The sequence below is a fragment of the Propioniciclava sp. LT432 genome (assembly GCF_059515965.1).
In genome coordinates this window covers 92,872-115,457 of sequence record NZ_JCAKNE010000016.1, presented here as the reverse complement: position 1 = coordinate 115,457, position 22,586 = coordinate 92,872, and the positions used below count along the sequence as shown (strand labels likewise).

The following is a 22,586-nucleotide window of genomic DNA, read 5'->3' as shown; positions in this document are numbered from 1 at the left end:
GACCCGTCCTCCTCCCATCAGGAGAAGGTTGGACCTACAGGATTATGCCGACAACCGCCCCGGACAAACCGGGATTCACAAGGCCACACGCCACGAAGGTCGGCATAACCCAGACGTCGGCATAAGCAATCAACGGGCTCATCGAGCTCCACCGCCGCATCGCCCGAGGGTTCCGGAACCGAGAGAACTACCGGCTACGCATGCTCCTCGTCGGCGGCGGACTCACCCTGGACCCACCGCAGGTATGAAGAGCCCTTTAAGTGGTGCCCGACTTTCGGGACGGATGAGTTGGATGCGCTTATGGCGGTACCGTTCGTGGAGGGGATGATTCTAGTGCGGCGATATCCCATCGTGTGGGTGCTGGTAGTTGGCTCCGTCGCGGCGTTAGTCACCGGCTGCACGTTGAACATCGAGGTACCCACACGAACTGCTGCATCACAGCCCGCGATGACGATCACGCCCACGGTTGTGAGCAGCGTGACCTCATCCCCTTCGGAGTCTCCTTCGTCCCCTGCCGCCCCTTCGCAAACCAGCGCGAGGACTCACACGCCCGTGCCAGCCCCCATCGACACATCCATCGAGACCCTGGAGGAGTACTCCGAGTTCGTTAGCCCGTCTGGACGGATCTTTTGCGGAATGACGCGTAACCGGGCTTGGTGCACCTTCCCGGACGGGATGGACCGTTCCAGCATTCCGCCCGCGACGGAGGTGTGCGCGCCCGACAGTGGCCCCGTCGGTTCCGTCGAGGTGTCCCCGACGGGCGTCAACTTCCACTGCGGGGATGTGGGGGCAATTGGGGCACCGCCAAACAGGCCAGAAACCCGATGGGCGGACGGCCACAATTTCGGCCTCGTGAACGGCATGGTGACGTTGCCTTATGGCTGGACTTTGGCTGCCCCTCGGGTCTACTGCGTCAGTGCTGAGAACGGCGTGACCTGCGTTCACGTGACGACTGAGGAGGGGTTCCGCGTGGCTCGCGCCGGAGTCACGCAGGTGCGCGCCTGACGCACACGGAGCGATGCTCGGTCGTCGCTGCCAAGGGCACGTTTGGGGAGCGGAGCGGTGTCGGAATGATTTGGCCAGGGTGAACACGAGCACTGTCATCGCCGTGCTGGACACGTTGGCCGGCTTAGTGACCCGCGGGTGCTCCTGCGGCGGGTGTTGCCAATCGCGTTAGTCGGGCCGACAGCCGTGGCGAGGGTCGTCTTTCTCTGCATGTTCGACCATGACTCCCACTCGGCGGGCGACACTATCCGCCCTTCCTCATCACGCGCGCGCCGGTTGGCTAGTCGTCGGCTTGGCAGTCCGATGCCTCACGCGGATCCGGAGAGGTCGATAGCCGAGCCGACCCTGCCCGACGACCTCGCGAGGGGCGGCATGACCGAGCGTATGGAAAGGGCCGCGCCTCCCGACGCCCAGCTTGCACGCGTCGCGCTTTGAGGCAAACTGGGCACAACCCCCGAGAAGGAGTCTCATGTCGCGCCCGTACAACGTTTCGCTGCCTCAACGGCGTGCGGCGTCGCTCTCAGTTCTCGAGGCCTTCTTGGCGGCGGTGTCGACACTGAACGACCTTGCCCTACTTCGCGCGAGCCAGGCACTGTCACATGGCTGGTCCCAGGGCGACTGCGCAGTCGAGGGCCTTGCCATCGCCGAGCAAACAGGGAGGATCCGCGGGCTAGATCGTCGCCCCAGCCAACCACAGGTCCGGCGGACGCGGGGCCAGATTGCGGCAGCATGGTTCGCTAGTCGCAACTTGGACCATGCGCGGACAGGAGTGGCAGCGACCCTCGGCATCGACCGCACCACCCCCTATAGGGCAGTGTCCGCCGCTAGGAGCCCCCAATCGGCCGGCTCGGTCCAGTGAGCACCGAGTTCGGGGCCAGACTGCGCTTGGTGTCGGGGCCCGAGACGACCTGCGATGGAGAACTCAGCGTGTACCGGTGGGTCTTCGACCCGGCCCGCATGGATCTCCCTGAGCTGGCGCGGACGGTGGGAAGGGCATATGTGACCGCTGACATGATGCTCGCTTACCCGCAAGCGCGGCTTTCCGACAAGGTTCCGCAGAGCGCATCCGTGCGCACGGGGGACTTCGGAGAGCTCATTGCTCAGGGCCTCTACAGCACGCGGATGGGCCGCGCGGTCCCCTTTACGAAGCTTCAGCTCGCCAAGCCGGTCTCGAACGCCACTGTCCAAGGGCCGGATACCTTGTGTCTGACCATCGACCAGGGGGAGAGCGTCGAACCCGTCATTGTCGAAGCGAAGGCGAGGACGTCCAGCAGCCCGTCCCAAGTTCTGGATCCGGTTGCAGATAGCTTCGGCGGCGTCTCCGAGGAGTATTGCATCGAGGGCTGGGCCGCTGGTGTTCAGATGATGCGAGCTCATCCGGACTACCGACGTGAATTCGCTTTCACCGCCGCTCAACACCTGGGCCGGTTGACCGACCCCGACGCGGCGTTGCCGCCCCATTTGCGGCACGCTGTCGTGGTCGTGCCACAAGATCGCCTGACCCTCATGAAGATAAAGGAGCGTTGGTCCGACAGCCCACCTGTTTGTCAGCTTCATGTCGTCGTTGTCCCGGACCTCCTAGACACCATCAACGCTCTGTTCGAAGCAGCCTCACGTTTGACCTATGCGGACCTGACAAGAGGCGCGTCCATCCTGCTTGACCCTGCGAAGCCAGGAGTCGCCGGGCTTCTCAGCCCTGATGTGGCGGCCGCGTACGCTGGTGATACCCCGTTCAAGAGCGTCATCGAAGCCAGCCTCTGGTACCTCGCTGATGAAGACGGCATTGCGCTGGCTCGCGCGCGAGCGGCAGCCGGGTCATCGGTCCCGGACGTTCGAGGGCTTGCGGAACTGTTGACGGGGGCACTCAAGAAGGCACAGAGCTCCCTGAGCGGCCGGCCACTCGTGGAGTTTGCCGAGCATGCCGCATGCGTCCTGGATCTGCGAGAACCCGCCGACACGCTGCTTACCGCGATCTCAGCCGCCCCGCTGGATAACGCCACCGCCGATGCAGCTCGCCACGTGGCCGCCGCCCTGATACACAGGCTCGACCGTCATCCGCTGACCATGGTGACGGCACAGGGATCGTCGGGTGACGCCGTCCTGCACGTCGTTGCCCAGATGCGCCGTTTCGGCCGACACGCGTTCTGGCCCTCGCAAGCAGCGGCGGTCAGGGGCGGTCTGCTGGATCGGGCGCAGCGGTCGCTGGCCATCAAGATGCCCACCAGCGCCGGCAAGACTACCTTGATGCAACTCGTGGCGGCCGATGCCTTCGACCACCACCCCGACTGCGTTGTCGCTGTCTTAGCCCCGACGCGCGCCCTCGTCCGACAGTTGGCCCAAGACATGCGTAACGGATTGCCCGAGGCGATCGACGTCAGGTCGTCCCAAGGCGGGCTGGACTACGACTTGGAAACACCATCGCAAGGAGGCGTTTTCGAAGGCCCGGGGGTCGCCGTCACTACACCGGAACGACTTGATCTTGATTGGCGTCGCGCCGTCACCGGGGATGAACCCGGCATCCTCGATGACATCAAACTGCTGATCGTTGATGAGGCTCAGCACATCGATAACGGCGGCCGCGGAGCCACGTTGGAGCGTTTGATCGCGAAGGCGCTGCGACGAGAGATTCGGGTCGTCCTCCTCGCGAGCCAGTTCTCGAACGTCCATGCGATCGCCAACTGGATCAACGGCGACGCCTTGGAATCGGATTGGCGTCCGGCGTGGCTCGAGCGACACGTCTACACCCGCGGTCCAGAGGGTGCCAAGCCGACGGGCACTACTCAGGCCTACCTGTGGTCCGAAGGCGCCGACGCGTTGCCCCTGTTCCCACTCAAGTCGAGCGCGAAGACGAAGACCGACGGTTGTGTCCGAGACAGACCGTTCGAGGCGGCCGCACTCGTCAAGGCATACGCCCCGGACGGCCTCGTGGTCGCTTTCACGGAGATCAAGAGATATGCACCCAACCTGCTGGAAGCGATAACCAGCGAACTGCCAGACGACCCGACACCGCCGCCCGCTCTGCTCTCAATCGCGTCGCAGCTGCAACAAGCCCATCCCGCAGAGGCAGCAGCCCTGCGCCAAGGCGTAGGCCTGCATCACGGTGAGGTTCACCCCGAGGTTCGTCGTGCCATCGAAACCGCGGCCCGGAAGGATGGGGGCCTTCTGCGTTGCATCGTCTGCACGCCAACGCTGCTTGAAGGCGTCGATTTCCCTGCACGCACAGTCATCGCCGCTTATCCCCCTCACAACAGCCAGCGTGCTCCCGACATCGCACGACTCCGCAATCTCGAAGGCCGCGCCGGACGAGCAGGGAAGTTCACGAGCGGACGCCTCGTCGTGATGACCAGCGACTTCGCTCAGGCACGCAAGTGGCGTCGAGCTATGCGGCAAGCCCTTCCCCCGACCCACACTGCTCTGACACGGGCACTGCGCGAGCTTCAACGCCGCACCCCCGAACAGATGGAAGCCCAAGACCGCGACGTGATCGACGCACTGACGATCGAAGCGCTGGCCGAGTCAGCCGCCGTGGACGGGGACCTTCGGCGTTCGCTCGAACAAGCGCTCGAACGAACCTTCTGGTGGGCGACAACCGCGCCAGCTCCCAACGTGAGCCCCGCCTTGTCCAACGGGGCGGCCTACGCGGCCAGTCTCAGCGCTGTCGTGCCCGACGGCACGATGCGGGCGGCCATTTACCGGTCGGGACTCAAACTACGCGGATGCCTACAACTCCGAGACGCTCTCGCGGCCTACGTCGACGAGGTTACCAACGTCCTCCGCGCGACACCCCCAGATTCCGAACTGAACGACGCACTCCTTCTCCGCATGATCCGGTCCTGCATCGCGTGCCTTGAGGAGCTGAAGGATCTACGTGACTTGGACGAGGAATCGCTGAGCAACGCCCTTACGGCATGGATTGCAGGCGACGACGAAAAAGACATCACCGATCGGTATCCCGAGGTGTGGGAGAGCCTGCGTCCTGGACATCTCGACACGATGCTCCCGTGGGCTTGCACGGGAGCGCTCGAGATTGTCGCCGCACTCGCGAATGATCCCGCCCTGCGTGACGCAGGCCACGATCGGCTCGCCCCCAGCCGCATCCGGTACGGCACGTTCGATGCATCCTTGTGCTACCTCGTACGCGATGGTGCTGATCGTGTCCAGGTATCCGCCCTCGGGCGGAAGTACCTCGCCGAAGCGGCCGGAGCCGACCGATTGTTCATGCCGATGGATACGGTGGTCGCCATCGAACTCATGGAGCTAGACGCCGAGCTTAACTCGGTGAACGCCGGCAACGACGACTGACCTTGAGTTCGAGTCTTCTTACTCTCGGGCCACGTTCCTAGGGCACTGCCCGCACCTCCCCGCGACTCCCCACCGCCGCTGGAACGACCGGGTTGTGGGGAGGAATTCGTACGAACCCCCTGGGCTGTGGGATGACCCACAGTCAGGTCCTCTCGGTCCGCCGAACCTCATCGAGCCGGCGGTGGACCATTGAGACGAGGTTGAGCACTTCCAGCAGTTCGTCGTCGGTGATTGAGCGCTTCAGCCGGGGATCATGGGCCGTCGGGTTCCTGTACAGCCCGACCATGCCCTTCACCAGGTTGGCCAACCCGGACTGTTCGTCTTTCTCGGTCTGCGTGGTCAATGAGTTGATCGCGAGCCTGGGGATCCCGGTCTTTCCGAGAGCGAGTGCCTCGTCCACGAGGGCTGAGCCGTCGCCGGCCTGGCCGGTCAGGTGACGCAACCGGTCGAGGATGCTCTTAGTTGCCTCCAAACAGGCGTGGAAGTGCGCCTTCTTCAGCACCTCGATCGAGCAGTACCGGAGCACCTCGGGATGTGATTTGCGACGACGCAGCTCGTCGCGGATGGAGGTGGCGATGCGGGTGGCTTCGTCCAAGGTGCGCGACTGCGCACCTCGGGCGACCCGCCCGTCATCGAGTACCCGCAAGCCCACGAACGCCAGTCGCTCATTGAGCCGGTCCTGCCGCAGGGTTAACAGTTCGGGTCGATCGCGGTACTTGATCGGCTCCATGGCTCGCACGATGAAGGTGATGATGCGTTTGGGGTCGCCCTTGTCTGTGTTGTGCCGGTCGACGAACGCTGCGGTCAGCCGATCTCGCTTGGAAGCTGTGGGCTGGGGGTCGTTGATGCCCAGGTTCGTCAGCAAAACCCCGATCTCCTTGCCGGTGAGTCCAGTGTCTGTGTCGCCCAGTACCTCGGCGATCGATTCGTAGGTGGCCAAGCTCCACGGGCTCAACGTCGCCACTTTTCACATCCCTTCTGTTCTTCCTTCGCAGTTTGACCATAGCCAGCGCACCCGACAATCGTGATCACCAACAGTCGCACATGGGCAGTTGAGTGATGTCACGACCATCGGCAGATCCGGTATGCGTCAGTTGGCCGACGGCGAGGCGCTTTGATCCGTGCCACCCGCGGCATGGGGCCTCGTGCCAACGACCTCGGCTGTTCAGCGTGCTACGGGAGACGCTGCTCGGCGCGAGGGCGAAGATGGCTCACCCACCCAGCCATCGCCGGGCCGAGAAGGATGGCCGCCAAGTACACATAGACACCGACGAGGCCGAAAACGGGGACGACGCCCTCGCCCAAGCCCAGCAGGTACTGAGTCAGTGCCACGACCGCAACCCAGATCAGCCCACGCTGGGCGCCCTCCCCTGCCCCGCGGACCTTGACGAGCCATCCCACCAGGAACGTGAGCACCAGCATGCCCACCGCAGCCAGCGCGAACATGAGGCTGATCTGGGTCAACAGTTCCGGCGGAACGCTACCGTCCCCGGGCGCGATCTCGTAGGGGAATGGGAGCCCCAGAGCACGGCCAGCCTCGCCGGCTGCCAGCTGGACGAACTGCCCGACGAGCGCCAGGGCCACCCCGATCAGAACGTCAACCAGCACTCGCTTCATGATGGCGCCTCCCGCGGTTGGTTCCGCCTCGCATGCTACTCCGGCCACCCGCCGGCCGCGCCGCCATCGACCTCGTCGAGGGCTTCCACCCTCGGCGACGGGACTGGACCGCCGACTTTGGGCGGGGGCGGGGTCGGCCTGTCATGGTCTCGTTGTGGAGGGCGCCGAGCTCAAGCTCTTGGGGCACACGGCAAAGAAAAAGCCGCCCCGACTCGGTGCTTCACCTTGTCAGAACGGCTGTTTCTCGATGGCTCCCCCGACTGGACTCGAACCAGTAACCCTCTGATTAACAGTCAGATGCTCTGCCAATTGAGCTACAGGGGATCGCTGCGCGCGAGAAGAGACTCTAGCAAATACTTGCTCAGAACGCATATTCGGCACGGAGGCGCCCGAGCTCGGCCTCGGTGAAGGCCAGCGTCTCGGCGTCCATCACCGTGCCGCGGGCGGGGTGCGCGGTCCAGAGCACGGGAGCGGCGGCGTCCATGAGGTTGCGCCGAGCGCTGATCGTGACGATCTTGCCGGGAGCCGGGTAGAGGGACGTCTGGAACAGGAACGTCGCTTCGACCCGCTCCTTGAAAACCTCGGGGAACTGCCGAGGTTCGGGGAGCGGCACGGTCGCCTGCTGGCCCGTGGACATGACCGTCCACCGCATGGTCTTGTGCTCGTCGTCCCAGCCCCCACGCAGGATGTCGTGCCACCCCACCTCGCTGACCTGCCCGGACGCGATGCGCACGAGCCGGTCGTGCAGGGCGACGAGGTAGCCGTCATCCGTCCGGCCCCACGCCAGCAGGTGGGGACGGCGTCCGACGGCCTCGTCCAGCAGTGCTTGGGCGTCGGCGGGCAGGGCGTTGCGGGAGAAGATGCTCACACCGCCCATTGTGCCAAGCTCACGCGGCCAGCCGCGTGGCGTCTCCCGCCCGCATGAGGGCCAGGGCCTTGCGCTCGCGCCGGCGGACCGTGGACTCGCTGCGCCCGATCGCCTCGGCCAACTCGGCATGGCTGCGCGCCGGGCCGTCCAAGCCGTACAACTGGACGACGACCGCCCGGTCCAGGGGGTCGAGGCGTCCCAGCAGCTCACGAACCTCGTCGCCGTCGACGTCACTCTCGGCCGGCGGCGCGGCGTGCAGTTGGAGCCAGCGCGGGTCGTCCCGGTCGAGCGGGACCACCGGCGTGAACGACAACAACGACCGGACGACGCGCGGGGTCTCCCCCGTCGCCGCCGCGACCTCCTCGATGAGCGGCGTCCGGGCCAATGATCCGGTGAGCGCGCTCACGGCGGAGCGCGTCCGCCGCCACTGCCGCGCCCGGCGGGCCGGCAGACCGAGGGCACCCTGGTTGGTCGTGGCGGCATCGCCGACGCGCATCCGGATCACCGGGAGCGCGCAGGTGGCGAAGCCGCCGAGCTCGGGGACGAAGCGATCCACGGCCTCCATCAGCCCGATCCAGCCCTCCTGGAACAGGTCGTCCCGGGACTGCCCGGTCCGCTCAGCGATCGGCCGGACGACGTACCAGACGAGCCCGATGTTGGCCTCCACGAGGTCGGCTCTCGCACCCCGCCCGTCCTCGGCGACGCGGCGAAGTGCGTCGGCCGTGGCCCCGTCGGGTGCGGCGAGCACCCCCGAGAGGACGGCGTTCGCGGTGGTGCCTGCGTCGATGCGACGCAGGAGGGAGATCTCGTCGGTGCGGGAGAGGCGGGGCCTGGGGGTGGGTTGGATGTCCATGGATTGAGCCTCGCCCGGGACTCACCCGTCGAGAACCGGTGAGCCGGTTGCCCACAGGCAACATTCGGACAACACCGATCGCCGCCGGCGCCTTGCGTCAGCTGCCGATGGCGTGCTGCTCCAGCGTTCGGCGGTGGGTCTCCAGCTCCAGCAACTGGGCGAACATCCGGTTGTACATCGCCTGCTCGTCGACCGGATTGGTGCGCTGCAGCCTCGACTTGAGGTCGTTGATGTCGCGGACGACCCGTGCCAGGCGGAGCCGTGCCGCGTACTCCCGGGCGTACGCCCCGTTCGGCTCGGCCAGGAGCGGCTCGACGGAGAGTGCGACGACCAACTGCTTGCCGACCGGGTCGTCCACCCCGTCGACCACGGCCTGGGCGAACCCGCCCGCGTGCCGGTCGGTGGCCGACAGCACCTCGAAGACACGACGGTAGCTCGGGTGCAGGAAGTCCTCGGGTGTGACGCCGCCCCAATCCAGCGGGAACAGGTGCGGGTGCTGCACCATCACCTTCAGGACGCCTCGCTCGGTGGCGATGCGGCGATCGGCGGGGTCCGGCAGCACCATCATCGCGGTCTGGCCGGTGTCACGCGCCAGGGTGGTCGGCATCGCAGCTGGTGCGGCGGCCTCCTGCGGCACCTGCCGCTGGTTCGCCCGCTGCACCTCCGCCCGAACGGTGTCGGTGTCCATCCCGACCATGCCGGCGAGTTCGCGCAGGTACTCCGAGATGAGCGACCGGTCACGGACCGAGGCCACCAGAGGGGCCGCCGCGCGGACCGCCGCGATGCGCCCGTCCGCCCGGTCGAGGTCGAACTTCTCGAGCGTGTTCCGCATCACGTACCGGTACAGCGGGACGCGGCGGGCGACCAGCTCGCGAACCGCGGCGTCGCCGCCCTGGATGCGCAGGTCGCAAGGGTCCAGGCCCGTGGGTTCGATGGCGACGTAGGTCTGGGAGGTGAAGGCGGCGTCCGAGTTGAACACCTTCAGGGCGGCCGCCTGCCCGGCCGCGTCACCGTCGAAGGTGAAGACGACCTCGCCGGCCAGCGCGTCCGACGTCATGAGGCGGGCCAGCATGCGTGAGTGGTCGGCGCCGAAGGCGGTGCCACAGGACGCCACCGCGGTGTCGACCCCGGCGATGTGGCAGGCCATGACGTCGGTGTACCCCTCGACGACGACCGCCTGGTTCTTCTTGCCGATGTGGGTGCGGGCCAGGTCGAGCCCGTAGAGGACGTGGGACTTCTTGTAGACGAGCGTCTCGGGCGTGTTGAGGTACTTCGCCGGCATGCGGTCGTCGTCGAACAAGCGGCGCGCGCCGAAGCCGAGGGTGGAACGGCCCGCGTCCCGGATCGGCCAGACCAGGCGCCCCTGGAAGAAGTCCCACCCGGCTTCGCGGACGAGCCCGGCCTTCACGAGGTCGTCCTTGCTGAACTTCTTGCCCAGCAGGAAGTTCAGGAGGTCCCGTCCGCCGCGCGGGGCGAAACCGATGCCGAAATGTTCGGCGTGCTCGCGGGAGAACCCACGCCCGTCGAGGAAGACCCGTCCGGCCAGCGCGTCCGGGCTGGAGAGCTGCTGGGCGAAGAACTCGGCCGCCAGTTGGTTGGCCTCCAGGATGCGCATCCGCAGGCCCGGTTCGTGGCGTGGACCGCCGTCACCGTCGGTGTACCGCAGCTGGACGCCGACGCGGTCGGCCAGGAACTCCACGGCCTCGCTGAAGCCCATGTTGTTGATCTTCTGGACGAAGGAGATGACGTCGCCACCCTCGCCACACCCGAAGCAGTAGTAGAAGCCCTTGCTGGGCGTGACGCGGAAGCTCGGCGTCTTCTCGTCGTGGAAGGGGCACAGGCCGACGAGCGCTCCCCCACCGGCCGGCTTCAACTGCACGTGTGCGGTGACGACGTCGTCGATCCGGGACCGCTCGCGGACCGTCTCCAGGTCCTCGGAGTGGATCAAGCCGGCCATGGGCGCAGTGTAGTCGGCGGACGCCGGCGTCCCGGCCCCACGCTAGGGTTGGGCCGTGACCGTGAATGTGGGCTGGGAACTCGTCGTGGGGCTGGTGTTGCTCGTGGCGCTGGCGGTGGTGGCCTCGATCATCGGTCGGACGGGTCTGGCCCGCGAGCAGGTCGTGGCCGCCGTGCGCGCGGTCCTGCAGCTGGCGGCGGTGTCTCTGGTGATCGCGGCCGCGGTGCAGACCCTGTGGGGGGCGTTGGCCTTCTTGGGCCTGATGTTCGCCGTGGCCCTGTGGACGACGACCGGGCGCTCGGGCGTCCGGGCCTGCTGGCCGTGGAGCGCCCTCACCCTGCTCGCCGGCCTGGTCCCGGTGATGCTCATCGTGTTCCTCAGCGGCGCGTCCCCGTTCAACGGCATCACGCTCATCGCGCTCGGCGGCATCGTGACCGGCAACATGATGAGTGCCCACACGCTGTCCGGACGCCGCATCTTCGGCGAGCTGTCGCAGACGCAGGGCCAGTACGAGGCGGCCCTCGCCATCGGGCTGCCACGCCGCGCGGCGATCGGGCTGTTGATCGACCGGGTCGTCCCGGAGGCCCTGATCCCCAACCTCGACCAGACCCGCACCGTCGGCCTGGTCACCCTGCCGGGCGCGTTCATCGGCGTCCTGCTGGGGGGCGGCTCGCCGGTCCAGGCGGGTGCTGCCCAGGTGCTGGTGCTCGTTTCCATCATGGCCGGGCAGGCCTGCACCGTGGCCGCCATGGCCGAGCTCATCCGCCGCGGACGGATCGTGCCGGCCGACCTGCGGGACCAGCTGCATCCCTGACGGACCTAGCGTCGAGGACGGCACCTGACATAGGGTCCCGCCCATGGGCCCCCGTGGCATCGGACGCCTGGCCGCGCTGGCGCTGCTGCTGCCGCTGGCGGGCTGCTCGTTGCGCGGTGACGTGTGGTTCGAACCGGACGCCAGCGCCCGGGTGGACCTGGTGGTGGCCTACGAGTTGCGATCGACATTGGCCACCATGGGACCCTGCGACCCGCCCGTGACGCAGTCGACCCTGACCAGCGAGCCCCTCCAGGCAGCGCCCGGGTTCCGCGCGTGCCGCCTCACCGGGCGGACGCCCATCAACCTGTTCCCCCTGGACCAGTGGGGCGTCGTGGTCGTGACCGACGACCATCTCTTCCTCCGCGGCAACCGCGCGTGGTTCATCACCGAGGAGGAGCGCGTGACCGATTTCGACGTGACCCTCCACTTCCCCGGCGAGGTCGTCGCCGCCTCCCGCGGGGCCGAGGTCGTGGGCTCGACGGTGCATCTCAACGACCCCGATGCGGCCCGGAGTGACGACCTCGCCGTGACGTCGTGGACGCGACCGGGCCTGCCGGGCTGGCTCATCCCGTTCGTCGCCGGGCTGGCCTGGGGCATCGCGTGCGCCCTCGGCCTGTTGTGGTGGTACGGGTGGTTGGGGGGCGACGACGGCGTGGTGACTTCGTCTCCGGCCGACGCGCCCCTCGCGCCCGTCGCGCTCGACGCGCCCGTCTCGCCACAGGAGGCGCCCCCGCTCGCCGTGGCGGACGCACCCCCCACGCAGGACTCGAGTGTCTGGGCCCCCGGTGGGTGAGCGTCGGGGTGTTCGCATGGCGTTCGGCGCCGGCATCGCCGCGGCGACGCTGGGCCTCACCGGCTGTTCCCTGACCGGCGAGATCGTCTTCGGCCCGGACGAGACCCAGCTGGACCTCCGGGTCAGCCACCGCCCGTCCCCCGGCGAGCGCTCCCCCTGCGAGGCCGGGGGATTGCCACCCTCGATCTCCATCAGCGAGCACTCAGGAGCTGACGGACACAGCTCCTGTCGCCTCACGGGGTCCCTGCCGCGGGAGGACGGGATGGACCTGGGGGTCATCGCCCGGTCGAACGACCACCTGTTCCTCGCGGTCCCCGCCGAATTCCTGCGCGGGGACGAACTCGACTCCGTGACGCTGGACGTCACCACGGTTTTCCCCGGGGGCATGGTGCTCGCCAGTTCGACCGGCGAGGTCGGCGCAGACCGGGTGCGCTGGCACGACATGGGCACGCTGCAGGACAAGGGCATCGCGGTCACGGCGCGCATGGGAGCGGACTTCTCCTGGGTCGGGCCCGCAGCGCTGGGACTCACGGTGGGGGCGGCCTTCGTCGGTCTGGTTCGTGGACTCGCGCTGGGCCTGGTCGGGCGTGACGACCCGACCGGCCCGCCGCGCGTCCGTCGTCGCCCCCGCTGGGCGGACTTCATCGCGGCGCCGCTCCTGCCCGCCGACGACTCGCCCCCCGCACCAGGCGCGTCGACCCCCGCCGCAGCACCCCCCGCGCCTCCCCTGGCGGACACGCCCGTGGACCCGGCGGTGTGGGCTCCGGACGGACGCTGAGGTCAGGCGCCCCGTCCGATGCCCTGCGGCAGTCGGTCCGGGTCCCACCCGAGGAACTCCTCAGCCATGTCGAACGCGAACCGGTCGGTCATGCCTCCCACATAGGTGACCGCGGTCGTCACGGGGTCGACCTCCGCTGCTCCGTGGTAGTCGGACGGCATCGCCCACGGCTGTTCGCAGTAGTACTCCACCAGTCCGCGCAGCACCTCGATCACCGCATTCGACTGGGCGATGGAGTCTGGGCGCGTGTAGATCCGCTCGTAGTTGAACGCGCGCAGGGACGCCAGCGCTCCGGCCACCTCGGCGTCCATCCCCACGACGCCGGTCTCGGCCACGGTCGCGATGATCGACCGGATGAACACCGCCAACTGTTCCCGACGCGTCCGACCGGCAACCGCCGCGACCTCCTCGGGCACGTCGTCCAGCGAGACGATGCCGGCGTGCACCGCGTCCTCCAGGTCGTGCGCGCAGTAGGCGATCCGGTCGGCCCAGCTGACGAGTTCGCCCTCGATCGTCAGGGGGGCCGGACGTGACCACGAGTGGTTCCGGATGCCGTCCAGGGTCTCGACGCACAGGTTCAGGGGCAGCAGCACGACGTCCGCACCCCAGGGTCCGTGGTCGTAGCCCCCGGGGATGAAGGGGTCGAAGGCGTCCTCCGAGGCGTGCCCGCCGGGGCCGTGGCCGCAGTCGTGGCCGAGGGCCATGGCGTCCGCCAGCGCCACATTGACCCCGAGGCCACGAGCCAACGACGTCGCGACCTGGGCGACCTCGAGGGCATGGGTGAGGCGCGTGCGCTGGTGGTCCGTCGGGTAGACGACCACCTGGGTCTTGCCCGCCAACCGCCGGAAGGCGGTCGAGTGCACGATGCGGTCACGGTCCCGCTCGAAGCAGGTGCGCTCGACGTCGGGCTCCTCCTCACGCAGTCGGTTGCCGGCACCGGAACTGAACGTGGCCCCCGGGCGCAGCAGGAGGCGCTCGCGCTCCTCGCGGGCCTCGCGCCCCAAGGCGCTCGGCAAGGACAGCCGGGCACGCGAATCGGCATGGGCGCCAACGACGTCCCCCTGCGCGTGACCCGCCATGGTGCGGGCCCAGGCGAGCGTGCGGGGGTTCAGCGCGTCCGTCATGCCCCCATCTTCGCTCTCTTCCTAGAATGGAACCAACCGAGACCATGAGGATGGCCATGAGCGACCAGACACCCCAGCCCGACACTCCGCGCGCCGCCAACGGTCCGCGCGATGCCGAGGACAATCAGGCTCCGCGCCACGAAACCGAGGCCAATCCCCAGGACGGCTATGCCCCTCAGAACGGCCAGCCCCAGCACGGGGAGTCCCAGTACGGACAGCCCCAGTATGGGCAGGGGTACGGCAACCAGGCCTACGGGCAGCCCCCATCCGGGCAACAGGCCTACGGACAGCCGACGTACGGACAACAGCCTTACGGACAACAGCCCTACGGACAGCAGCCCTACGGCCAGCAGCCCGCCCCGTACGGTGGCCAGTACCAGCAATACGCTCCCTACCCCCAGGGCGGCCACCAGGAGGCGTGGCCCCAGGAACAGCCCCGGAGCAACACCCTCGGCATGGTCGGCCTCGGCATCGTCGCGGTCTGCACCGTGGTGCTCGCGATCGTCTCCTACCTCTTCGGCCAGCAGTCGGGACAGTTCGTGGTCGACTACGGCATCGACCCGGCGTCCCCCCAGACCATGGATCCCAACGACCCGGTCGTGATCGCCTTTGCCCAGAGCGTGCAGGGGTTGATGACGATCGGTACGTTCGCCACCTTGGCCGGCATCGTCGGCTGGGTCATCAGCATCGTCGCGACCGCCCGCAGGCAGGGCCGCACCTACGGCATGTGGGGCATCATCCTGGGTGTGGCCGCCCCCGTCATCGGCATGATCGCCATCGTGCTGGGCATGTGGCCGGCGATGCAGGCCATCGCCGGCTGACTCACCCTCCCGAGACGTCGGACTCGGCGGCGGAGAGGTCTTCGTCGCCGAGCGTCCGGTTGTCGAGCCACCCGTACGGCACGGTGACGCGCTCTCGGGGCGTCCCCTGCCGACCACGTGGGGTGCCCCGTTCGTGCTCGGGGTAGGTCGCGTCGGGGTCGAGTTGGGCGATCAGGTCGTCCAGTTCGGCCAAGCTCGACACCATGGCGAACGACCGGCGCAGGTCACCCCCGAGCGGGAACCCCTTGAAGTACCACGCCATGTGCTTGCGTAGGTCGGTCAGGCCCCAGCGCTCACCATGGATTCCGGCGAGCAGCACGGCGTGGCGCCGCAGCATCGCGGTGACCTCCCCGAGCTTCGGGTAGGGCTGCACCGGACGGCCGGCGAAGGCGTCCGCCAGGTCGCGGAACAGCCACGGACGCCCCAGGCAGCCGCGCCCCACGACCACGCCGGCGGCGCCCGTCTCGTCGACCATGCGCAGGGCGTCCTCACCCTCCCAGATGTCGCCGTTGCCGAGCACCGGGATGTCGACCGCGTCCACGAGCGTGGAGATGGCGTCCCACCGCGCGTTCCCGGAGTAGGACTGGGCCACCGTCCGTGCGTGCAGCGCGATGGCCGCGACCCCGGCGTCCTGCGCGATGCGCCCAGCGTCGAGGTAGGTGAGGTGGTCCTCATCGATGCCCATACGGGTCTTCACCGTCACCGGGACGCCGTGGGCGTCAGCCGCGCGCACCGTCTTGGTGAGGATCTCGGCGAGCCGGTCGGTCTTCCACGGGAGGGCGCCGCCCCCGCCCCGTCGGGTGACCTTCGGCACCGGGCAGCCCATGTTGATGTCGATGTGGTGGACGCCCAGGTCCTCACACAGGATGTGGGCGGCCCGCGCCATGACGTCGGCGTCCACGCCGTAGAGCTGGACCGAACGGATGGTCTCCCCCGGGGCGAACTTCAGCATGTCGAACGTCTTGGGGTTCTTCTCGACGATGCCGCGGCTGGTGATCATCTCGCACACGTAGAGGCCCGCACCCTGCTCGAGGCACAACTGGCGGTACGCCGGGTTCGTGATGCCCGCCATGGGTGCCAGGACGACCGGGGTCGCGACCTCGACCGTCCCCCCGGAGGGAGCGGTCAACGTCAAGGGCGCGTAGGTGGTCGTCGGCACGAGGGGCGATTCTACCGTGCTGCATTTTGTGTCGGCAGATTGCTGTGATGATGCCAGCTTCGCCGACACAAAATGCAGAACGGGGATCACCGACGCCAGTCGCCGAATGCCCCCTCCAGCGCCCCGAGCGCAGCCTCGACCAACGGGTGGCGATCGTCGTCCGGGGAACCGGCCGACGCCCACGCCTGGCCGGTCGCCTCGAGGAAGCCCAGGAACCCGGACAGGGCGAAGCGGTCCCGGGCAGCCTCCGTCGGTTGGAGCACCGACGCGAGGAACGCGCGGTCGTTCTCGCGCGCCCGCTCGCGCACCTCCGCGGCCGCGGCCGGTTCCTCGCTGGGGAGGGTGGCAGTCGGGCCGGCCGCGAGGTGGTCGAGGCGGGCGAACGCCCACGTCCGCACACGGTCACGCGCGGAGGTGTTGGGGGGCAACGAGGCGTCCGCCTCGGCCTGCCGGGACGCCAGCGCCGTGAGGTCGTCCTCCAGGACGGCGGCGTACAGGCCCTCCTTCGAGCCGAAGTAGTGGAACACGAGGGCCGCCGAACCGCCGGACGCCCGTGCCACCTCCGGCACGGCCACCTCTGCGTAGGATGCCGACGCGAACGCCTCACGGGCCGTAGCGAGGATGGCGGCCCGACGCTCCTCCGGGCCAAGGCGTCGTCTGCGAATTCGGTCGGTTGCCATGGCATTGCATCCTAGCCTTCATTGAGTTACCGTCAGCAACGTTATTGATCCTCAATCAACAAGGAGCGACATGAGCCTCGTCGACCACGCGATCTGGTACCACCTCTACCCGCTGGGAGCGCTCGGCGCACCGGTGCACGAGCGGAACGACGGGCTCACCCATCGACTCCCCGCCCTCGAGCCCTGGCTGGACCACGCCGTGACGCTCGGCTGCTCCGGACTGCTGCTGGGGCCGATCTTCTCGTCCGTCTCCCACGGCTACGACACCCTCGACCACTTCGCCATCGACCCCCGCCTGGGTGACGACGCCGACTTCGACCGACTCGTCGCCGCCTGCCGCGAGCGGGGGCTGTCGCTGATGTTGGACGGCGTGTTCAACCACGTCAGCACCCAGCACGGCCTCGTGGGTGAGGACTCCCCCATGCTGCGGCGTTCGAACGGCCACCTGTACACCTGGGAGGGCCACGACAACCTGGTCGAGCTCGACCACACCCGCGAGGACGTCGCCGACTGGATCACCGGCATCATGCTCCACTGGCTCCGTCGCGGCATCAACGGCTGGCGCCTCGACGTCGCCTATGCGGTCCCCCCGGAATTCTGGCGCAAGGTGATCGGACGTGTACGCCTCGAGTTCCCGGACGCCCTGTTCCTCGGCGAGGTCATCCACGGCGACTACGCCGCCATCGCGGACGCCGGCGCGTTCGACTCCGTCACGGCCTACGAGCTGTGGAAGGCCACCTGGAGCTCCATCAAGGACGCCAACTTCTGGGAATTGGCCCACGCACTTGAGCGCCACGACGCCTTCTCGGCCAATCACGTGCTCAACACCTTCATCGGCAACCACGACGTCGACCGGATCGCATCGCTGGTCGGCCCCACCGGAGCCGCGCTGGCGGCGTCCGTGCTGTTCACCACGCCCGGGATGCCCAGCGTGTACTACGGCGACGAGCAGGGCTTCACGGGTGTCCGCGGCACCGGGAGCCACGCGGACGACGCGGTCCGCCCTCCCCTGCCGGCCTCCCCGGCGGACCTGCTCCCGGCCGGCGCCTGGCTGCAGCAGGTGTACACGGACCTGATCGGGTTCCGGCGACGCCACGCGTGGTTGGCCCGTGCGCGGGTCACGGTCACGGCCAGGGCGAACGAGTGGATCGAGTACAGCTGCTCCAGCGGCAGCGATCGCGTCGAGGTCCGCCTCGAACTGGCGCCGGCGGCACGGGTGTCCGTGCGCGCATCGGACGGCGAGAGCTGGGAGTGGTCGGGGGGAACCCACTGACGGAGGACCCTTGGCGGCGCAACACGAAGAACGCCCCCGAGTCGGACTCGGGGGCGTTCTCGCGTCGTTCGGTCAGCAGCCGACCAGGCGTGCCGCGAGGTAGCTGACGACCTGGTCGAGCGGGATGCGCTCCTGGGACATCGAGTCGCGCTCGCGAATGGTGACCGCGTTGTCCTCGAGGGTGTCGAAGTCGATGGTCACGCAGTACGGGGTGCCGATCTCGTCCTGACGACGGTAGCGGCGTCCGATCGCCTGGGCGTCGTCGAACTCGACGTTCCAGTATTGGCGCAGTTCGCTGGCCAGTTCCTTCGCCTTCGGCGAGAGGCTCTCGTTGCGCGACAGCGGCAGGACGGCGACCTTGACGGGCGACAGGCGCGGGTCGAGCCTGAGCACGGTGCGGGTGTCGGTGCCGCCCTTGGCGTTGGGCACCTCCTCCTCGGTGTAGGCCTCGACGAGGAACGCCATGAGGGAGCGGGTCAGGCCGGCCGCTGGCTCGATGACGTAGGGCAGGTACCGCTCGTTCTTGGCCTGGTCGAAGTAGGACAGGTCCTGCCCCGAGTGCTCGGTGTGGGTGCCGAGGTCGAAGTTGGTCCGATTCGCGATGCCCTCGAGCTCGCCCCAGCCGTCACCTCCGGTGAATCCGAAGTCGTACTCGATGTCGGTTGTGCCCTTGGAGTAGTGGGACAGCTTCTCCTGGGGGTGCTCGTAGAGGCGCAGGTGCTCCGGGTCGATGCCCAGACCCACGTACCAGTCGAAGCGCTCCTTGATCCAGTGCTGGTGCCACTCCTCGTCCGTGCCCGGCTCGACGAAGAACTCCATCTCCATCTGCTCGAACTCGCGGGTGCGGAAGATGAAGTTGCCGGGGGTGATCTCGTTGCGGAAGCTCTTGCCGACCTGGCCGATGCCGAAGGGCACCTTCATGCGCGAGGTCTGCTGCACGTTGCTGAAGTTGATGAAGATGCCCTGCGCCGTCTCGGGGCGCAGATAGTGCAGCCCGGAGTCGTCCTTGATGACGCCGAGGTGGGTCTCCAGCATCATGTTGAAGTCGCGGGGCTCGGTGAACTGTCCGAGGTTGCCGCACTCAGGGCAGTTGATCTCCTCCAGGCCGGACGGCTTGCGGCCCTTCTTGAACTCGAACGCCTCTTCGAGCTGGTCGGCTCGGAACCTCTTGTGGCAGCTGAGGCACTCGGTGAGCGGGTCGGAGAACACGCCCACGTGCCCCGAGGCGATCCAGACCTGCTTGGGCAGGATGATCGACGAGTCGATCCCCACGACGTCGGGCCGACCCTGGACGACGGCCTTCCACCACTGGCGCTTGATGTTCTCCTTGAGCTCCACGCCGTAGGGGCCGTAGTCCCACGCCGCCCGCGTACCGCCGTAGATCTCGCCACACGGGTACACGAAGCCGCGACGCTTCGTGAGGCTGATGACATTGTCGAGCTTGCTGGCCATGCGACCTGGTGCCTCCTTGTCGGCGGGGGGTGCCCGGCCGGCATCCCCACTGCCGGGTCACCCTATCCGCCCCTGGCGACACCCGGAGAGAGTGCTCGCACCGGCGACCCCTCACGGGGCCACGGCCGCAGGCACCGGGGTGCTGACACCAGTGACGAAATGTTCACCTCTCGAACACAAAAGTGCTTTGATGACGCCATGAGGGTGCTGTCGACGACGAATTCCACACCGGAGGAGCCCGGACCGGGCTCGCAATCCTCACTGCGCCAGGCCAACACGACCCGCATCATCCAAGCGCTGCTCGACTCCGGGCCGATGACGCAGGCGCAGGTGGCCCGCCAGACGAACCTCGCCCCGTCGACCGTCTCGGGCATCGTGCGCGAGCTCAGCGAGTCGGGCCTGGTGCGCGTGGAGGACGAGCACGGTGGACGCCGTGGCCGCCTGGTGACGCTGGTCGATGACGGACGCGTCGTGGTGGGCCTGGACGTCGGGCACCGGCACATCACGGTCGCCGTCGCCGACCTGAGCCTCGACGTGTTCGCCTCGCGCTACGCACCCCTGGACCCTCCCCACACCTCCGAGTCGGTCCTGGCGTGCGCGCGGGCCATGCTCGACGAGATTCTCACCGAACTGGGCCGGACGATCGAATCCGTCGTGGCCGCGGGGCTCTCCGTGCCGGCGCCCCTCGACCTGGAGGGCCGCCTGCTCGGTTCGCGGGCGATCCTGCCCGGCTGGGCCGACCGTGACCTCGCTGCGGCCGCGCGCGACGTGTTCGGCTTCGAGGTGCACGTGATCAACGATGCCAACGCAGGCGCGCTCGCAGAGGCCCGATACGGTGCAGGACAAGGGGCGACGAGCTTGGTCTACCTGAAGCTCGGGGGAGGCGTCGGCGCCGGCATCGTCATCAACGGCGAGCTCTACCGGGGCGCCACGGGAGTGGCCGGGGAGATCGGGCACACCATGGTGGACGAGCGGGGTGACTTCTGTCGGTGCGGCAACCGGGGCTGCCTCGAGACCATCGCGGGCAGCAGTCACCTCATCGAGGCCGTCCAGCCGGCCAACCCCGAGGTCGACACCGTCGCGAAGCTCATCGAGGGGGCGCGGGCCGGGAGCCCGGCCTGCGTCCGGGTGCTGGCGGACGCCGGGGCCGCCGTCGGGATCGCTGTGGCCAACCTCTGCAGCATCTTGAACCCCGAGGTGATCGTGGTCGGAGGAGAGCTGTCGACGGCCGGTGACCTCCTGCTGGAGCCGCTTCGCGACTCGGTCCAGCGCCACGGGGTGGCCGACGCCGTGAACCAGCTGCGCATCGTCCCGGCCGCCCTGGGTCCGGCAACGCACAGACCGGGGGCTCTCGTCGTGGCCCTGGACGCGGCCAAGGGCCAACTTCATAACGATGTGGACACAGCGACCCGGTTGCGTGTTGCCGCCAAGTAATGAACTCAACGATGATGGTGGGCGGCGGTATGCCGGACCCACCACAGTGGCGGGTTCCGGTGTCGGTCGAAGGAGACCAGGACGAGGATGAGTGACGACCAGTACGTGCTCGAGATGCGCGACATCAGCAAGAGCTTCCCCGGCGTGAAGGCGCTGGACGGAGTGACCCTGAAGGTGCGTCGCGGTGAGATCCATGCCATCTGCGGCGAGAACGGCGCCGGCAAGTCGACCCTGATGAAGGTCCTGTCGGGCCTCTACCCCCACGGCACCTATGAGGGCGACATCTACTACGAGGGCGAGCTGTGCCAGTTCCGCAGCATCAGCGACTCCGAGCGCAAGGGCATCGTCATCATCCACCAGGAGCTCGCCCTCATCCCGACGCTGTCGATCACCGAGAACCTGTTCCTCGGCAACGAGCAGACCAAGCGCGGCGCCATCGACTGGACGGCCGCGCGCCAGCGGGCCCGCGAGCTGATGGACCACGTCGGCCTGAAGGCCGACCCGGACGAGTTGATCCGCAACATCGGCGTCGGCAAGCAGCAACTGGTGGAGATCGCCAAGGCGGCCGCCAAGGACGTCAAGCTGCTCATCCTGGACGAGCCCACCGCCGCCCTCAACGAGAACGACTCCGCGCATCTGCTCGGCCTCATCGAGGAACTGCGGGACCGGGGCATCACCTCGATCATGATCTCTCACAAGCTGAACGAGATCGCCGCCATCGCCGACAGCATCACCATCATCCGCGACGGCCGCAGCGTCGAGACCTTCGACATCGCGAAGGACGAGCACGTCGACGAGGACCGCATCATCCGCGGCATGGTCGGCCGTCCCCTCGACCACCGTTACCCGGACCACACCCCGAAGATCGGCGAGGTGCTGTTCGAGGTGCGCGACTGGACGGTCCAGCACCCGGTCGTGACCGAACGCCTGGTCTGCAAGGGGTCGACGTTCGAGGTCCACGCCGGCGAGATCGTCGGGTTCGCCGGCCTGATGGGCGCCGGCCGCACCGAGCTCGCGCGCTCGCTGTTCGGGCGCTCGTACGGCATCTGGCTCGGCGGACACATGTTCCTGAGGGGCAAGGAGATCGCCCCCAAGAACGTCGCCGACGCCATCGACGCCGGCATCGCCTACGTCACCGAGGACCGCAAGGCGCTGGGGCTCAACCTGCTCGACGACATCAAGACCACCATCACCTCGGCCAAGCTCGGCAAGATCTCCAAGCTGGGCGTGTACGACCCCAACGCCGAGGTGGACGCCGCGGAGCGCTATCGCCGCGACCTCCGCATCAAGACCCCGTCGGTCAACGCGGGCGTCAACACCCTGTCGGGGGGCAACCAGCAAAAGGTCGTGCTCGGGAAGTGGCTCTTCCCCGACCCCGACGTGCTGATCCTCGACGAGCCCACCCGGGGCATCGACGTGGGCGCGAAGTACGAGATCTACCAGATCATCAACCGCTTGGCCGACGCCGGGCGCGCGGTGGTCGTCATCTCCTCGGAACTGCCGGAACTCCTCGGCATCTGCGACCGGATCTACACGATCTGTGAGGGCGCGGTCACCGGCGTGCAGGACGCGCGGACGGCCACGCAGGAGAGCCTCATGCGCGACATGACCACCCGTGTGGCACCCAAGAATCGGCCCCTGGCCTCGTAAAGGAAG

General features: G+C 68.0%; 17 protein-coding genes and 1 tRNA gene. 8 read left to right on the top strand and 10 right to left on the bottom strand.

What is annotated here, in order from left to right; all coding sequences use genetic code 11:
- The first annotated feature begins 1,860 nt into the window (after positions 1 to 1,860).
- Positions 1,861 to 5,307: a DEAD/DEAH box helicase gene (locus AC5YDV_RS10655; RefSeq protein WP_496192484.1), complete on the top strand. Its 3,447-nt coding sequence runs from the start codon at positions 1,861 to 1,863 to the stop codon at positions 5,305 to 5,307.
- A 142-nt stretch (positions 5,308 to 5,449) separates the two neighbouring features.
- Here AC5YDV_RS10655 and AC5YDV_RS10650 read toward each other — a convergent pair whose 3' ends face one another.
- The 6 genes from AC5YDV_RS10650 to dnaG all read right to left on the bottom strand — a co-directional run bounded on the left by AC5YDV_RS10650 (position 5,450) and on the right by dnaG (position 10,602).
- Complete coding sequence (locus AC5YDV_RS10650; protein ID WP_496192483.1) at positions 5,450 to 6,271, bottom strand: TIGR02391 family protein; 822 nt, start codon at positions 6,269 to 6,271, stop codon at positions 5,450 to 5,452.
- A gap of 209 nt (positions 6,272 to 6,480) precedes the next feature.
- Positions 6,481 to 6,924 carry a hypothetical protein gene (locus AC5YDV_RS10645; RefSeq protein ID WP_496183029.1) on the bottom strand — a complete coding sequence of 148 codons (444 nt, stop codon included), beginning with the start codon at positions 6,922 to 6,924 and terminating at the stop codon, positions 6,481 to 6,483.
- 248 nt (positions 6,925 to 7,172) lie between these two features.
- Positions 7,173 to 7,248 (bottom strand) — tRNA-Asn (locus AC5YDV_RS10640).
- A 37-nt stretch (positions 7,249 to 7,285) separates the two neighbouring features.
- Complete coding sequence (locus AC5YDV_RS10635; RefSeq protein WP_496183030.1) at positions 7,286 to 7,792, bottom strand: hypothetical protein; 507 nt, start codon at positions 7,790 to 7,792, stop codon at positions 7,286 to 7,288.
- Between the two features lie 19 nt (positions 7,793 to 7,811).
- The gene (locus AC5YDV_RS10630; protein WP_496183031.1) at positions 7,812 to 8,645 is read right to left on the bottom strand and encodes a sigma-70 family RNA polymerase sigma factor; all 834 of its coding nucleotides are present in this window, start codon (positions 8,643 to 8,645) and stop codon (positions 7,812 to 7,814) included.
- Between the two features lie 97 nt (positions 8,646 to 8,742).
- Complete coding sequence (dnaG, locus tag AC5YDV_RS10625; RefSeq protein ID WP_496183032.1) at positions 8,743 to 10,602, bottom strand: DNA primase; 1,860 nt, start codon at positions 10,600 to 10,602, stop codon at positions 8,743 to 8,745.
- 91 nt (positions 10,603 to 10,693) lie between these two features.
- Here dnaG and AC5YDV_RS10620 point away from each other — a divergent pair, with 91 nt between their 5' ends.
- The 3 genes from AC5YDV_RS10620 to AC5YDV_RS10610 are packed head-to-tail and all read left to right on the top strand — an operon-like array spanning position 10,694 to position 12,987.
- Positions 10,694 to 11,416, top strand: coding sequence for an ABC transporter permease (locus tag AC5YDV_RS10620; RefSeq protein WP_496183128.1), 723 nt, complete (start codon positions 10,694 to 10,696; stop codon positions 11,414 to 11,416).
- A 43-nt stretch (positions 11,417 to 11,459) separates the two neighbouring features.
- A complete protein-coding gene (locus AC5YDV_RS10615; protein WP_496183033.1) occupies positions 11,460 to 12,209 on the top strand; it encodes a hypothetical protein in 750 nt (249 codons plus the stop codon).
- A gap of 16 nt (positions 12,210 to 12,225) precedes the next feature.
- Entirely contained in the window at positions 12,226 to 12,987 is a 762-nt protein-coding gene (locus tag AC5YDV_RS10610) for a hypothetical protein (protein WP_496183034.1), read from the top strand.
- 2 nt (positions 12,988 to 12,989) lie between these two features.
- Here AC5YDV_RS10610 and AC5YDV_RS10605 read toward each other — a convergent pair whose 3' ends face one another.
- Entirely contained in the window at positions 12,990 to 14,066 is a 1,077-nt protein-coding gene (locus AC5YDV_RS10605; protein WP_496183129.1) for an HD domain-containing protein, read from the bottom strand.
- A gap of 101 nt (positions 14,067 to 14,167) precedes the next feature.
- Between AC5YDV_RS10605 and AC5YDV_RS10600 the strand changes: the two genes are divergently transcribed.
- Complete coding sequence (locus tag AC5YDV_RS10600) at positions 14,168 to 14,932, top strand: small multi-drug export protein (RefSeq protein WP_496183035.1); 765 nt, start codon at positions 14,168 to 14,170, stop codon at positions 14,930 to 14,932.
- A 1-nt stretch (position 14,933) separates the two neighbouring features.
- Here AC5YDV_RS10600 and dusB read toward each other — a convergent pair whose 3' ends face one another.
- On the bottom strand, positions 14,934 to 16,091 hold the full coding sequence (gene dusB / locus AC5YDV_RS10595) for a tRNA dihydrouridine synthase DusB (RefSeq protein WP_496183036.1): 1,158 nt from the start codon (positions 16,089 to 16,091) through the stop codon (positions 14,934 to 14,936).
- Positions 16,092 to 16,177: 86 nt separating this feature from the next.
- Positions 16,178 to 16,771, bottom strand: coding sequence for a TetR/AcrR family transcriptional regulator (locus tag AC5YDV_RS10590; protein WP_496183037.1), 594 nt, complete (start codon positions 16,769 to 16,771; stop codon positions 16,178 to 16,180).
- Positions 16,772 to 16,841: 70 nt separating this feature from the next.
- Here AC5YDV_RS10590 and AC5YDV_RS10585 point away from each other — a divergent pair, with 70 nt between their 5' ends.
- Positions 16,842 to 18,044, top strand: a complete 1,203-nt coding sequence (locus AC5YDV_RS10585) for an alpha-amylase family protein (RefSeq protein ID WP_496183038.1) — start codon at positions 16,842 to 16,844, stop codon at positions 18,042 to 18,044.
- Positions 18,045 to 18,116: 72 nt separating this feature from the next.
- Here the strand turns inward: AC5YDV_RS10585 and AC5YDV_RS10580 are convergent, their stop codons facing one another.
- A complete protein-coding gene (locus AC5YDV_RS10580) occupies positions 18,117 to 19,496 on the bottom strand; it encodes a glycine--tRNA ligase (RefSeq protein WP_496183039.1) in 1,380 nt (459 codons plus the stop codon).
- Positions 19,497 to 19,694: 198 nt separating this feature from the next.
- Between AC5YDV_RS10580 and AC5YDV_RS10575 the strand changes: the two genes are divergently transcribed.
- Both AC5YDV_RS10575 and mmsA read left to right on the top strand, forming a co-directional pair.
- Positions 19,695 to 20,930 carry an ROK family transcriptional regulator gene (locus AC5YDV_RS10575; protein ID WP_496183040.1) on the top strand — a complete coding sequence of 412 codons (1,236 nt, stop codon included), beginning with the start codon at positions 19,695 to 19,697 and terminating at the stop codon, positions 20,928 to 20,930.
- An 87-nt stretch (positions 20,931 to 21,017) separates the two neighbouring features.
- Complete coding sequence (gene mmsA, locus AC5YDV_RS10570; protein ID WP_496183041.1) at positions 21,018 to 22,580, top strand: multiple monosaccharide ABC transporter ATP-binding protein; 1,563 nt, start codon at positions 21,018 to 21,020, stop codon at positions 22,578 to 22,580.
- The last annotated feature ends 6 nt before the right edge of the window (positions 22,581 to 22,586 follow it).

Bases quoted from the DNA above. Each gene is read 5' to 3' on its own strand.
- AC5YDV_RS10580 (WP_496183039.1), bottom strand. From the start codon at position 19,496: ATGGCCAGCAAGCTCGACAATGTCATCAGCCTCACGAAGCGTCGCGGC.
- AC5YDV_RS10645 (WP_496183029.1), bottom strand. From the start codon at position 6,924: ATGAAGCGAGTGCTGGTTGACGTTCTGATCGGGGTGGCCCTGGCGCTC.
- AC5YDV_RS10630 (WP_496183031.1), bottom strand. From the start codon at position 8,645: ATGGACATCCAACCCACCCCCAGGCCCCGCCTCTCCCGCACCGACGAG.
- mmsA (WP_496183041.1), top strand. From the start codon at position 21,018: ATGAGTGACGACCAGTACGTGCTCGAGATGCGCGACATCAGCAAGAGC.
- AC5YDV_RS10605 (WP_496183129.1), bottom strand. From the start codon at position 14,066: ATGGCGGGTCACGCGCAGGGGGACGTCGTTGGCGCCCATGCCGATTCG.
- AC5YDV_RS10610 (WP_496183034.1), top strand. From the start codon at position 12,226: ATGGCGTTCGGCGCCGGCATCGCCGCGGCGACGCTGGGCCTCACCGGC.
- AC5YDV_RS10615 (WP_496183033.1), top strand. From the start codon at position 11,460: ATGGGCCCCCGTGGCATCGGACGCCTGGCCGCGCTGGCGCTGCTGCTG.
- AC5YDV_RS10590 (WP_496183037.1), bottom strand. From the start codon at position 16,771: ATGGCAACCGACCGAATTCGCAGACGACGCCTTGGCCCGGAGGAGCGT.
- AC5YDV_RS10585 (WP_496183038.1), top strand. From the start codon at position 16,842: ATGAGCCTCGTCGACCACGCGATCTGGTACCACCTCTACCCGCTGGGA.
- dnaG (WP_496183032.1), bottom strand. From the start codon at position 10,602: ATGGCCGGCTTGATCCACTCCGAGGACCTGGAGACGGTCCGCGAGCGG.
- AC5YDV_RS10575 (WP_496183040.1), top strand. From the start codon at position 19,695: ATGAGGGTGCTGTCGACGACGAATTCCACACCGGAGGAGCCCGGACCG.
- AC5YDV_RS10600 (WP_496183035.1), top strand. From the start codon at position 14,168: ATGAGCGACCAGACACCCCAGCCCGACACTCCGCGCGCCGCCAACGGT.